General features: G+C 39.9%; 15 protein-coding genes. 1 reads left to right on the top strand and 14 read right to left on the bottom strand.

What is annotated here, in order from left to right:
- Window positions 1–27 precede the first annotated feature (27 nt).
- From SPD53_RS03150 to smc, 13 genes are all read right to left on the bottom strand, one after another.
- On the bottom strand, window positions 28–801 hold the full coding sequence (locus tag SPD53_RS03150; protein ID WP_156855471.1) for a ribonuclease HII: 774 nt from the start codon (window positions 799–801) through the stop codon (window positions 28–30).
- Between the two features lie 25 nt (window positions 802–826).
- A complete protein-coding gene (ylqF, locus tag SPD53_RS03145; protein ID WP_156855472.1) occupies window positions 827–1,690 on the bottom strand; it encodes a ribosome biogenesis GTPase YlqF in 864 nt (287 codons plus the stop codon).
- A gap of 9 nt (window positions 1,691–1,699) precedes the next feature.
- Window positions 1,700–2,263 (bottom strand): signal peptidase I, encoded by a 564-nt coding sequence (lepB, locus tag SPD53_RS03140; RefSeq protein ID WP_156855473.1) that lies wholly within the window; start codon window positions 2,261–2,263, stop codon window positions 1,700–1,702.
- Between the two features lie 147 nt (window positions 2,264–2,410).
- Window positions 2,411–2,755, bottom strand: coding sequence for a 50S ribosomal protein L19 (rplS, locus tag SPD53_RS03135; RefSeq protein ID WP_156855474.1), 345 nt, complete (start codon window positions 2,753–2,755; stop codon window positions 2,411–2,413).
- Between the two features lie 175 nt (window positions 2,756–2,930).
- Window positions 2,931–3,674: a tRNA (guanosine(37)-N1)-methyltransferase TrmD gene (gene trmD, locus SPD53_RS03130; RefSeq protein WP_156855475.1), complete on the bottom strand. Its 744-nt coding sequence runs from the start codon at window positions 3,672–3,674 to the stop codon at window positions 2,931–2,933.
- Window positions 3,674–4,186 carry a ribosome maturation factor RimM gene (gene rimM / locus SPD53_RS03125; protein ID WP_156855476.1) on the bottom strand — a complete coding sequence of 171 codons (513 nt, stop codon included), beginning with the start codon at window positions 4,184–4,186 and terminating at the stop codon, window positions 3,674–3,676. The genes trmD and rimM overlap by 1 nt, the downstream gene beginning before the upstream one ends.
- Window positions 4,187–4,198: 12 nt before the next feature.
- Entirely contained in the window at window positions 4,199–4,588 is a 390-nt protein-coding gene (locus SPD53_RS03120; protein WP_156855477.1) for a YlqD family protein, read from the bottom strand.
- A 287-nt stretch (window positions 4,589–4,875) separates the two neighbouring features.
- Entirely contained in the window at window positions 4,876–5,103 is a 228-nt protein-coding gene (locus tag SPD53_RS03115; RefSeq protein ID WP_156855478.1) for a KH domain-containing protein, read from the bottom strand.
- 9 nt (window positions 5,104–5,112) lie between these two features.
- Window positions 5,113–5,388 carry a 30S ribosomal protein S16 gene (gene rpsP, locus SPD53_RS03110; protein WP_156855479.1) on the bottom strand — a complete coding sequence of 92 codons (276 nt, stop codon included), beginning with the start codon at window positions 5,386–5,388 and terminating at the stop codon, window positions 5,113–5,115.
- 103 nt (window positions 5,389–5,491) lie between these two features.
- Window positions 5,492–6,841, bottom strand: a complete 1,350-nt coding sequence (gene ffh, locus SPD53_RS03105; RefSeq protein ID WP_156855480.1) for a signal recognition particle protein — start codon at window positions 6,839–6,841, stop codon at window positions 5,492–5,494.
- Window positions 6,842–6,854: 13 nt separating this feature from the next.
- On the bottom strand, window positions 6,855–7,172 hold the full coding sequence (locus tag SPD53_RS03100; protein WP_156855481.1) for a putative DNA-binding protein: 318 nt from the start codon (window positions 7,170–7,172) through the stop codon (window positions 6,855–6,857).
- Between the two features lie 77 nt (window positions 7,173–7,249).
- On the bottom strand, window positions 7,250–8,251 hold the full coding sequence (gene ftsY, locus SPD53_RS03095) for a signal recognition particle-docking protein FtsY (RefSeq protein WP_156855482.1): 1,002 nt from the start codon (window positions 8,249–8,251) through the stop codon (window positions 7,250–7,252).
- Between the two features lie 15 nt (window positions 8,252–8,266).
- The gene (gene smc / locus SPD53_RS03090) at window positions 8,267–11,833 is read right to left on the bottom strand and encodes a chromosome segregation protein SMC (protein WP_336251630.1); all 3,567 of its coding nucleotides are present in this window, start codon (window positions 11,831–11,833) and stop codon (window positions 8,267–8,269) included.
- A 224-nt stretch (window positions 11,834–12,057) separates the two neighbouring features.
- Here smc and SPD53_RS03085 point away from each other — a divergent pair, with 224 nt between their 5' ends.
- A complete protein-coding gene (locus SPD53_RS03085; protein WP_156855484.1) occupies window positions 12,058–12,282 on the top strand; it encodes a DUF1128 family protein in 225 nt (74 codons plus the stop codon).
- A gap of 22 nt (window positions 12,283–12,304) precedes the next feature.
- On the opposite strand, the gene rnc is transcribed toward SPD53_RS03085, so the two are convergent.
- The gene (gene rnc, locus SPD53_RS03080; protein WP_156855485.1) at window positions 12,305–12,997 is read right to left on the bottom strand and encodes a ribonuclease III; all 693 of its coding nucleotides are present in this window, start codon (window positions 12,995–12,997) and stop codon (window positions 12,305–12,307) included.
- Window positions 12,998–13,042 lie beyond the last annotated feature (45 nt).

Here is a 13,042-nt window from a genome sequence, read left to right as displayed (position 1 = left end):
TTCATTCAGTGGGTGTATTACAGACCGTTAATACGTGATAAATTCACGAATTGGGGCAAAGGATTTCCGGTGATAGGGAGATATGCCGTATGATTGTAATCCTTCCAGATGTTTTTTCGTTCCATAACCCATATTAGAATTAAAGTCATACATTGGAAACTCATTATGTATTTCTTTCATCAGACGATCACGTGTCACTTTAGCAAGAACACTTGCAGCCGCGATTGAAACGCTTCTCGCATCCCCTTTGATAATGGCTTCACTCGACATCTTGAGTTCGGGTAATTGGACAGCATCGATTAATACATGATTAGGCTGCTTCTCCAAACCTCGAACCGCTTCGTACATGGCGAGCTTAGTCGCCTCTAAAATGTTCATTTGATCGATTGTTTCGTTGGAGATAACTGCAATATGATAGCTGATCGCCTGTTCTTTAATAATTGCATAAAAGTAATCACGATCTTTTTCCGACAGTTGTTTGGAATCATTTAAACCGAGGAGCTTAAAATCTTGTGGTAAGATGACGGATGCCGCAACGACTGGACCAGCAAGTGGCCCTCGGCCGGCTTCATCGACTCCCGCGACAAGCTTTCGGCCGCTATTTCTTGCCTCATTTTCAAAATAACACATTTCTCTGAAGGCAATGATTTGCTGTTGTTTCTTTTCCTGTAATTTTGCATGTTTTCGAACGAGTGCTTGGACTCCTTTCCTATCATCCTGCTTTAACTGTTCGACTATTTCCTCCGTTATTTCCCCATTTTCAAACAGCTGTCTTATAACAGCTATTGATTTCTCTCTCATACATACACCTTATTTCTGTCCATCATTATTCTTCCATACTTACGTCATCCGGTGCTTCCAATGAAACCCTCCCTATTCTGCCACTGCGCAGGTCACGTAGTACTAATTCCGATACTTTATCAAAATCAACTTCGCCCCCGCTTTCCAATGCACCGCGCTTTTTACCGATACGCTCAAATATTTCAACCATGTCATCAAGGTCTGCTTCTACGCCATAACGTTCTAGTAACAAATCAGGGTATTTTCGTTGTAAAAATTTAATAACAAAGACGACGATGTCCTGTAAGGAAATCACTTGGTCTTTTATTGTGCCGATTGAGGCAAGCCGATAGCCGACAACTTGATCTTCAAATTTCGGCCACAATATTCCGGGTGTATCAAGTAACTCAAAATCCTTCTTAATCTTTATCCAGAGCTGTTGTTTCGTAATGCCGGGCCGGTCCCCTGTCTTAGCTGCTTTTCTGTTCGCCAGGCGGTTAATTAATGTCGATTTGCCGACATTTGGGATACCCAATATCATAGCCCTGTGCGGTCGGGCTTTCATTCCCTTTGCCACGAGCTGATCTATTTTCTTTTTTCCAAGTTGTTTCGCTAGCTGAACGACTTGTTTCATATCATCTCTATTACTAGCATCTACAGCGACAGCAGGAATGTTTCTTTCTTTATAATAAGTAAGCCATGCTGCAGTAACGTTAGGATCTGCGAGGTCTCGCTTCATAAGCACAACCATTTTATCCTTATTCTGCACAATTTGGTGCAACATCGGATTTTCTGATGATAAGGGGGCCCTTGCATCGAGCAACTCTATAACGAAGTCAACAAGCCTTAAATTCCCTTCAACTTCACGTCTTGCCTTTGCCATATGGCCTGGAAACCACTGTACTTGCATGGCGATCACCTACTCTCCTACAAATTGAATTCGATCAAATGGCCAGTAAATCAAACTGGTTTTTCCTACAATTTGATCCATTGAAATTAGTCCTATCATGCGACTATCGGTGGAATTTCCTCGATTATCTCCAAGCACCAATACATGCCCTTCCGGTATAACATCGTAATTGCCCGGGATTTCCTCCAAAGAGAAATCATTACGGACAGAGTCGAAGGTGTTTGCATCGCTGTCGTTTTCTCGTAAAAAGTCCTGCGCCACAGGGTCTCCATCAATATACAGTACATCATCAATTACTGCTACATGTTCGCCTGGAAGTCCTATGACTCTTTTAATGAAATCCTTTTGTGAGGATGCGTGAAATACGACGATATCAAATCGTTCCGGATCATGAAAATAATAACTAAATTTGTTTACGATCATCTGATCTCGGTCATGTAATGTTGGTAGCATCGATGGACCATCTACAATGATTGGTGCGAATAAAAACATCCGCACAATAAAGGCGAGGCCAAGTGCTACCAATAATGCTTTCGTCCATTCTACCCATTCATTTTTCTTCTTCTTTGCCATCTGTTCTCCTCCGACACTCACATTTCCTTATCCTTATTAAGTTTGAACAATAAGTATGTTCATTATAACATTGAATAAGCGACTAGAGCATTAAAAAAGGAGCTTGAACATGTGCTCAAAGCTCCTTTCTTTTTATTATTTCTGTAATTAGCGACGTTCTTTAATGCGCGCTGCTTTACCACGTAGATTACGTAGGTAGTATAACTTAGCACGGCGTACAGTACCTTTACGAGTTACTTCAATCTTGTCAACGCGTGGTGAATGTACTGGGAAAGTACGCTCAACACCTACACCGTAAGAGATTTTTCTTACTGTGAATGTTTCGCTGATACCACCGTTTTGACGTTTGATAACGACGCCTTCGAAAATCTGGATACGCTCACGTGTACCTTCAACAACTTTAACGTGAACTTTCACGGTATCTCCCGGGCGGAATTCCGGACGATCTGTACGAAGCTGATCTTTTGTAATTTCTGCAATTAATTCTTGCATTTGCTTCACTCCTTCCAAACCAATGTTCATCATTCTCTAAAGGAACAGCGGAACATCGTTTATACGTGCATAAACACAACAACTAATATAGCATAAATCCGCATAGTATTCAACACATTTCTAAAAACATTTGGATTCCCCTGTGAAATTGTAATACTGGAGGTCCGCAGTCTTGTTATTCTATTGATTTATTTTGTTTGATTTCGTCTAGAATCTGCTTTTCTTCTTCTGTAAAGAAATAGTTTTCTAGGAGGTCTGGGCGACGTTCAAGGGTGCGGTTTAGGGACTCCGTTTTTCGCCATCTTGCAATTTTCGCATGATCTCCAGAAAGTAAAACATCAGGAACCGACATGTTGCGAAATGTCGCAGGTCTTGTGTAATGGGGATGTTCTAATAACCCTGTTGAAAATGAATCTTCAACTGCAGAGATTTCATTTCCAAGCACATCAGGCAAAAGACGAACGACACTGTCAACAATAACCATCGCCCCAAGCTCGCCACCAGTCAATACATAATCTCCAATAGAGATTTCATCTGTTGCAAGCCCTGTACGAATTCTTTCATCATAGCCTTCATAATGTCCACAAATAAAAATAAGATGTTCTTCCTTCGCCAGTTCTTCTGCTTTCTGTTGCGTATAACGTTCACCTTGGGGACAGAGGAGCACAATTCGAGGCTTTGTAGCTTTGTCTTCCAGACATGCATCTACTGCATCAAATACCGGCTGCGGCGTAAGTACCATGCCAGCACCTCCGCCATAAGGATAATCATCTACTTTACGATGTTTATTCGTCGTGTAATCTCGAAAGTTAACAAGATTATACGAAAATTTATTTTTTTCCTGAGCTTTCTTCAAGATGGATGATTGGAAAACCCCCTCCATCATTTCAGGGAATAATGTCAAAATATCGATATGCATTAATCAAGCAGTCCTTCCATCGGTTCAATAAAAATGCTTTTTTCTTGAACATCTATTCGTTTCACAACAGACTCAATATAAGGGATGTAGGCATCTTTCTTACCAGGGCGCTGTAAAACCCAGACATCGTTTGCGCCTGGTGCAAGTATTTCTTTAATTGTACCGAGCTTTTCGTCAGCAGTCGTATATACAGTACATCCGATAATTTCATGATAATAATATTCATTTTCCTCAAGCTCTGTCTGCTGATCTTCATGGATCTGTAAATAATGTCCTTTATATTTTTCCACATCATTGATGTTATCCATACCTTCGAAAGTAATCAGATCGAATCCTTTATGTATCCGATGACTGGCAATAATGAGTGGAAGCGTCGTTTCTTTGTCCTTTATATAAACGGTTTCTCCAATTCTAAACCGCTCTTCAAAATCAGTAATCCGCTTTATTTTCACTTCTCCTCGAACACCGTGTGTGTTGATGATTTTTCCAATATTAAACATTTTGTCAGCCATATCTGCACCTACCTACTCTTCTATTCGTACAACAATATTATCTTTTATAACAATTGCCTGCTGCTTCATTAACTCTTCCCAATTTGTCCCAATACCTACTTCAACAAGAGATTCAACTTCCCCTTCGACAATCTCACTTCCTAAATCTAAGACTTCGAGCTGCTCTTCCTTAAATTCAATTAGTTCGATTTTCTCTTTCCGTTTTTGAACTTCTTGATGGAATTTCCGCTCAACTTCTTGCTTATGAGCGCCTTTTTTATTAAGCATTTTTCTTTTCTCAAAAAGTAACTGTTGACACTCTTGTTCAAGTCGCATTTTCTGATCAAATAAATGAGCCTTTAATTTCTCTTTGCTCTTTTCCGTAATAATTTGTCTCACTTCAACTCTTTTAATAATTTTCACTGTTTTCCCTCACTTCCAGGCGTTTTACCAAATCAATTATGGATATTATTTAAAAAGAGGGTTAATCCTGATAAAGTGAACCTTCATTCAGTAGGGGTTTCCTCACCTCTCCCACTGAATGTTAGTTGAACAGAATCAGGGATTTACGGACTGTATATCTCTCACCTTCACATCTTAGGCTTCAATCCTGTTTAGAGATAGGGGTATTACAAACTGTTAATTCGTGATAAATGATTCAGTTAGAATGTGCAAAAGGGAAAGAAGAACCACTGGTCCCTTTCCCTTTTTTACATGATATCCAAATAAATCCGCTTATTCTCTTCCGTTTTTGCTGCATAAACAACGGTTCGAATCGCTTTTGCAATACGTCCATTCTTGCCAATCACTTTGCCAACATCATCTTCATGTACTTTGAGATGATAAACGATCTTCGTTTCCTCTTCCCTTTCTGTAACGCTGATATCCTCTGGATAATCAACGAGGGAAGTGACAATAGTTTCGATTAGGGCTTTCATGGTATCACACTACTTTGCTTGATTTTTTTGCTCGTGGAATTTTTGCATGATGCCTTCTGTTGAAAACAGATTGCGGACTGTATCACTTGGTTTAGCACCATTACCTAACCATTTAAGTGCTTTTTCTTCATCGATTTTAACTTCAACCGGGCTAACTACCGGGTTATATGTTCCGATTTGTTCGATTTGACGTCCATCACGTGGTGAGCGGGAATCTGCTACAACAATACGGTAAAATGGATTTCTTTTAGAACCCATACGTTTTAAACGAATTTTAACAGCCATTGATTGCACCTCCAATAATAGTTAATCACAATTTTAAATTCTAACAGAAAATATATAGTCTGTAAAGGGTTTTTACATGACATGCAAAAATAATTTCGTTGTTTTACATAAATGGCAGTTTGAAGCCGCCACCTTTACCCTTTTTCCCTTTTTGCATATTAGTCATTTGCTTCATCATTTTCTTCATTTCATCAAATTGCTTGAGCAACCGGTTCACCTGGGAAACGGTTGTACCAGAACCTTTTGCAATTCGCTTCTTCCTGCTGGCGTTAATAATACCCGGTTCCTGGCGCTCTTTTTTCGTCATGGATTTAGCGATTGCTTCAACCTGCGCGAGCTGTTTTTCATCAATTTGGGCGTTTTTCAACCCTTTCATCTTACCAGCACCCGGCAGCATGCCTAGTAGTTCGTCAAGTGGTCCCATTTGTTTTACTTGATCCATTTGTTCCAGGAAATCGTCAAAGGTGAAAGACATGGAACGCATTTTCTCCTCTAACGCTTTCGCCTGTTTCTCATCAACATTCGTCTGGGCTTTCTCGATTAATGATAAGACGTCACCCATTCCAAGAATTCTGGAAGCCATTCGTTCAGGATGGAAAGGTTCAAGCTGATCAAGTTTCTCCCCCATACCAGCAAATTTAATCGGCTTATCGGTGACCGCTTTAATGGATAATGCAGCACCGCCTCGGGTATCCCCGTCGAGTTTCGTTAATACAACTCCGCTAATATCCAGCTGATCATTAAAGCTTTCTGCAACATTAACTGCATCTTGACCAGTCATGGCGTCAACAACAAGGAATATCTCATCCGGGTTTGCGATTTTCTTAATTTCCTCAAGTTCTGTCATTAATTCCGTGTCCACGTGTAAACGACCAGCCGTGTCAATAATGACATAGTCATGATGGTCTTCTTTCGCTTTTTCAATTGCCTGCTTGGCGATATCTACCGGATTTGCCTCTGTTCCTAGAGAGAAAACAGGCATATCCAATTGACTACCAAGGGTTTCCAGTTGCTTGATCGCAGCCGGTCGATAGACGTCACACGCTACAAGCATCGGCTTACGATTATAATTTTTCCGTAAGAGGTTGGCAAGCTTTCCTGTCGTTGTTGTTTTACCTGCACCTTGTAAACCAACCATCATAATAATAGTTGGCGGACGGTCAGCTACAGCAATTTTACTGTTTTCTCCACCCATTAATTCAGTTAATTCATCACGGACAATTTTAATAACTTGCTGTCCCGGTGTAAGACTTTCCATTACTTCCTGGCCAACTGCCCGTTCCTTGATACGATTGATTAAATCTTTAACAACCTTAAAGTTTACATCAGCTTCAAGAAGGGCGAGCCGGATTTCGCGGGACATTTCTTTAATATCCTGTTCAGAAACCTTACCCTTTCCCGTTATCTTCTTGATCGTACTTTGCAGGCGTTCGGCTAAGCCTTCAAATGCCATAGAAGGTATCCTCCTAATCCAATTCTTTTAGTTTGTTGACTAACTGTTTTATTTCTTCATCGGATGCAATTTGTTCCAGCTCGTTCATAATCTTCGTCCGCTTGCAGAACTTTTCATATAAATTCAGCTTTTCTTCATAGGATTCGAGCATTGCTTCCGTTCGTTTAATATTGTCATAAACTGCTTGACGTGATACGGAAAACACTTCCGAAATCTCACTTAGTGAAAGGTCTTCCAAATAATATAATTTCATATACTTTTTTTGTTTTGACGTTAAAAGATCTTGATAAAAATCAAACAAAAAATTAATGCGCATTGTTTTTTCCAGCAATGGCAACGCCCCTTGTTAAGTGAAATCTCTTTACAAGTAATCATAACGAATAGATTGCTTAACTGTCAAGAAACGTCCTATTCTTCCGCACTTTCTTCTAACATATCAGCAAATAAACCATAAACAAATAAGGAAGCATCAAACTCTTGTAAATCACCTATTTGTTCTCCTAGGCCGATATATTTGACCGGGATCTTCAATTCATTTCGGATAGCAAGTACGATACCACCTTTTGCTGTACCATCCAACTTCGTCAAAACGATGCCAGATACATCTGTCGCACCTGAGAAAGTCTTCGCCTGGTTTAAGGCGTTCTGTCCTGTTGTTGCGTCAAGAACTAGTAATACTTCATGCGGTGCTCCAGGAACCTCCCTTTCAATAACACGCTTGATTTTCTCTAGTTCATTCATTAAATTAACTTTATTTTGCAGTCTGCCTGCGGTATCACATAGAAGCACATCCGCGTTACGCGATTTGGCAGCACGGATACCGTCATAGATCACAGCTGCTGGATCACTACCGGCACTTTGCTTAATCACTTCAACATCAGCGCGCTTCCCCCACTCTTCAAGTTGTTCAATAGCCCCAGCACGGAATGTATCGCCTGCTGCCATCATTACTTTTTTCCCTTCTTGCTTCAACTGATGGGCAAGCTTACCGATGGAGGTCGTTTTCCCAACACCGTTTACTCCAACGACTAAAATAACGGTCATTTCATTTTCCTGGATATTCAGGCGCTCAATATCCTCGTCATCTTCCCCGTAATAGATTTCTACCAATTTTTCCGAAATAACATCTTTGATCTCTTTTGTATCTTTAATATTTTGACGTTTCACTTCCATCTTCAGTTCATCAACTAAATCCATCACTGTCGTGACACCTACGTCTGCAGCTATGAGAACTTCCTCCAATTCCTCGAAAAAGTCTTCATCAACTTTACGGTAACGTGCTAGTAAATCATTAATTCTGCCAGAGAAAACTCCCCGGGTCTTCTTCATGCCTTCTTTATACTTCTCTTGAACTTGGTTAGCTTCCTCATCTTGTTTAAAACGTTTTTTAAATTTATCAAAAAAACTCATGTCCCTTTTTCCTCCTTATGATTCGACTAGATCAGCGGTCTCTTCCAGTTTTACGGAAACGAGACGGGATACTCCAGATTCTTGCATTGTTACACCATATAGCACATCTGCTTCTTCCATTGTGCCTTTCCGGTGGGTAATTACAATAAATTGTGTCTGTTCACTGTAAAGTTTTACATATTTTGCAAAACGGGTTACATTCGCTTCATCCAGCGCGGCTTCCACCTCATCGAGAATACAGAAAGGGACAGGACGGACTCTTAAAATGGCAAATAATAACGCAATTGCTGTCAGTGCCCGTTCTCCACCTGAAAGAAGTCCTAGTTGCTGAAGTTTCTTTCCAGGAGGTTGAGCAATAATTTCCACACCGGTTTCCAACATCTTATTCGGATCGGTAAGCTTCAATTCTGCTTTTCCACCACCGAACAGCTCTTTAAACACCGTCTCGAACTCTTCTTTTATCGCCTGAAAAGTAGTTTCAAATCGTTCAATCATTTCTACATCAAGTTCTGCAATGACTTTGTATAGCGTAGTTTTCGCATCTATGAGATCAGTCTGTTGCTCGGTCAAGAAGGTGTATCTTTCATGGATTCGCTCATATTCATCGATCGACCCGAGATTAACCGTACCTAAATTAGCAATCCGTTGTTTTAATTGCTCTACTTCCTGTTTCGATTGATGGATATCTGTTGATTTCTCAAAAGTTTGCTTGGCCTTCTCAAATGTTATCGTATATTCCGTCTGCAAATGCGTTAATCGGTTCTCAAGCTCGACATCAAGACGGTTCATCTTCACTTCATGTTGTTGAATAGTTGCAAGCATTGCCTGACTACGTTTATTTTCTTCCCGCAGTTCTTTCTCTTCGTCACTAATCGTTTGTGTCCGATTTGCCCGATCATTGCGCAGTTCTTGAATGGATGTTGTTAACGCATCCTTTGTTATCTTCTCTTCTGATATGGCTGCATCAATCGTTTCTTCCGTTTCTTCATTCTCAAGAATCGAATCAAGCTCTGTTAATTTTTCAATATTCTCTTTCAACATAGCTGAAGTCGTTTGGACTTGTTCTTTCAAGCTTTTCACTTTATCTGATTGGTTACGGTAACGCTCTTCCTGTTTTGCAAGCAATAATTTTTGTTCATGATATTGATTCTGCAGTAGCTCCCTGTTTTCTTTAACAGCAGATTCTTCTTTGGTTAGCTGTTCAATTTGTGCTTCTGCCTCTTTTAGTTTCATTTTCAATTCTGCCAACCGTTCCTCAAGTTCCGTTTTCCGTTGTTTCAGATACTCCGTGTCTTCTAGGTATTGTTTCTCTTCCTGATCATAAAGGGAGAGACTGTCATTTAATGATTTCAATTGCAATTCAACTTCATGAAAAGAAGATTGCAAGGCTTGTAATTGCTGTTGTTCGGTCGTCAATGTTTGTTCCTCAGACCGCAATTCCCGTTCTTTTTCTTCCGTGATTCTTTTTTGTTCTTCCACTCGTTTGGCAAAAGTTGCAGTTCGGGGTTCGTAGCTCGTTAATTTATCTCGTAACTCTTCCAGTTCCTTCTCTCTTGTAAATAAGGACTGGTTCTTTTGTCTGGTGGCTCCACCTGTCATTGCCCCACCTGGAGCGACAACGTCACCTTCGAGCGTTACAATCCGATATTTTCTGCCTGTTAGTCCAGCAATTTCATTTGCATCTTTCAGTGTCTCGGTAATGATGACATGCCCCATCAAGTGATTAACGGCACGCTGATAATTTGGCGTTGTCTCTACTAATTCAGCTGCAATACCAACGAATCCGTGATGTTCTTTTATTCGCTCAACTAGCTGCCTTGGAACATACCTTTCTTGAATAGTTGTAAGTGGTAGAAACGTTGCTCTACCGTTATTTGTCTTCTTCAACCAAGTAATTGCTGTACGGGCAATTCGTTCATCTGGAACGACAATATGTTGTGCCTGGCCTCCAAGAACTGTTTCAATTGCAAGGATATAAGCTTTAGGGACTTCAATAAGCTCAATAACTGCTCCTTCAATCTGCTGTAATTCTCCCTTTTCCCTTGCCTTCAGAATTGCCTTTACACCGTGAAAGAAGCCTTGAAAATCTTCCTTCATTTCCTCAAGCATTTCTTTTTTGGATTTTAACTTTTCGATATATTGATAACCTTGATACAGCTTCTTCTGCATATCTTGGAATTGTCTGCGATTCGCTTCTACATCAATCCTAAGCTGTTTGATCTTCTGCTCACTTGTCTCACAAATTTCCTGCTGCCGCTGCCGCTCTTTTTCTGCTTCCTCTCTTACTTGTTCAAGCTTCTTTCTTTCTTCGAGGGATGCTTTGAACCTTTCAGCTTGTCTTTGATTTTTATTATTATATTGTTCCGATTGTCTATCAATCGACTGCAATTCATTGCGACTAGCAGCCTGTTCATTCAAAAGCTCGATATAGTCAGATTTTAATTCTTCAATTTGTTCTGCTATTGTTTCTTCTGTTCGACTCAATTTCGTTTCAAGATCTTTAATTGATTCTCTTATTTTTTCCTTTTCGGCTAAGAACGTTTTTCGTTTTTCTTCTTCTTCTTTTAACTGCTCTTCTGTATTTCTCAGCTGAGACTCTGTATATTTCTGGTCGTCCAACAGTTTTTGTTTATTTTCTCCGTGATGCTTACTGCGTTCGGAGAGGAGTTGCTTTTTCCCTTCCAATTTCTCCAGTTGTTCTGTCGATTGGAGTAGTTTCCCTTGCAGTTCCTCAATTCTTTCATCCAACTGCAAGTTCTGTTCTTTCTGTTCTTCAATCCATACTTCTTTTTGTTGAATCTCCGCTTTTAATGCGATATGCTTCTCATTTTCTGTTCCAAGCTGTTGTTTGATCGTCTTCCATTGTTCATGGAGCGTTTCTATTTCTGCGATTAGTAAGGAGATTTCCTTCTCTTTCAACTGGTCCTTTAAAGTTAAGTACTGATTTGCGGTATTCTTTTGTTCCTCGAGTGGTCCGAGTTGTGATTCGATTTCATGAAGTATGTCTTCCACTCTGTTCAAGTTCTCTTGTGTTTCTGCAAGCTTATATTCTGATTTCTTCTTCCGTTGTTTATATTTTAAAACACCTGCAGCTTCTTCAAAAATCGTTCTTCTTTCTTCCGCTTTCGAACTAAGGATTTCTTCTACTTTCCCTTGACTGATAATGGAGAAAGCTTCTCTTCCTAATCCGGAATCCATAAATAGATCGATAATATCTTTTAATCGGCAGGATTGTTTATTAATATAGAATTCACTTTCCCCAGAACGATAAACCCTTCTTGTTACACTGACTTCTTCATATTCAAGGGGCAAAGCTTTACCTTTGTTATCCAATACGAGGGTCACTTCGGCAACATTTAATGCTTTACGGGTGTCACTTCCTTGGAATATGATATCTTCCATTTTGGAACCGCGTAAAGATTTCGCAGATTGCTCGCCCAACACCCAACGTATCGCGTCGGTTATATTACTTTTTCCACTACCATTTGGTCCGACTACCGCGGTTACACCTGGAACAAATTCAATCGAAATTCGTTCCGCAAACGACTTAAAGCCGAGACTTTCCAATTTTTTTAAATACATATTCATTCTCCTATTATATAACAAACAACTTTTGGGAAATCGCTTGTATATATAAGGTTTTTCAACTTATTCATTTTATCATAATCTACTTGCCAAAAGAAGTCTGGCATACATTTTCCAGCGGATACGATTCGTAATTTGCAACATTGAGATGGAATTGGTATATTTAAATGGATATTTTTATCTATCATACAGCTTCAGGCTATTATTTCGGGAGGGGTTTCATGTCTTTTGACGAGGTTAGTCAAGAAAACTTAGCGATAATGCTTCATGAGCTTGCAGATCATTTAAATGTTGCTAATCGTGGTCTATTTGATGCGGAAGACTATGATTTGGACAAATACGATGATTTGAAATTATTACACCAGGTCATTATCAACAAAGGCAAATTAAGCGCTCTAGAATCACAGGCATTTGTCGATGAATTAGCTGCCATTCGTAAAAAATAAATCAGTGGATTTTCCCACTGATTTATTTTTTCGGTCCATTTAATTGATCCAACGCAAGTTTTGCGGCGCGTTGTTCGGCTTCTTTTTTGGATCTGCCGAGTCCTTCGCCAATTGTTTTTCCATTGATACTTACGTGAACGAGAAATTCCCGATCATGTGAGGGACCTTTTTCTTCTACAACTTCATAAGTCACCTTTTGGTTTTTATCTTGTTGCACAAATTCCTGAAGCTTGCTTTTATAATCCATCCCATGCGAAAAAGCGCCAATTTTTATTTTCGGAAAGACATGTTCCCCTAAAAACTCAAGAACTTTTTCATAGCCTTGATCGAGATACAATGCACCTAAAAACGCTTCAAAGACGTCCGCTAATATGGCAGGACGATCTCTTCCACCCGTTTGCTCTTCGCCCCTGCCAAGCAGTAAATACTCTCCAAATTGTAAATCCCTTGCAAAGTTTTCTAATGAAGGCTCACAAACAATAGATGCACGTAACTTCGACAATTCCCCCTCCGGCATCTGCTGGTAGGTGGAATAAAGATATTGGGAAACACCCAACTCTAGTACCGCATCCCCAAGGAATTCCAATCTTTCATTGTCCGAAAACTCTTCTTGACGATGCTCATTCACATAGGATGAATGGGTAAATGCCTGATGTAACAATGATTTTTGCTTAAAATTAATCTGCAGCTGTTGTTCTAGTTCACTCAAATCCATACAGCTCACCTCTTCAAAATATGAAGAGACCGGGATAAAACACTC

The sequence above is a fragment of the Oceanobacillus sp. MO10714A genome (genome assembly GCF_037072045.1).
In the GTDB taxonomy this organism is placed as follows: domain Bacteria; phylum Bacillota; class Bacilli; order Bacillales; family Amphibacillaceae; genus Oceanobacillus; species Oceanobacillus indicireducens.
This window is presented reverse-complemented; position numbering and strand designations above follow the sequence as displayed.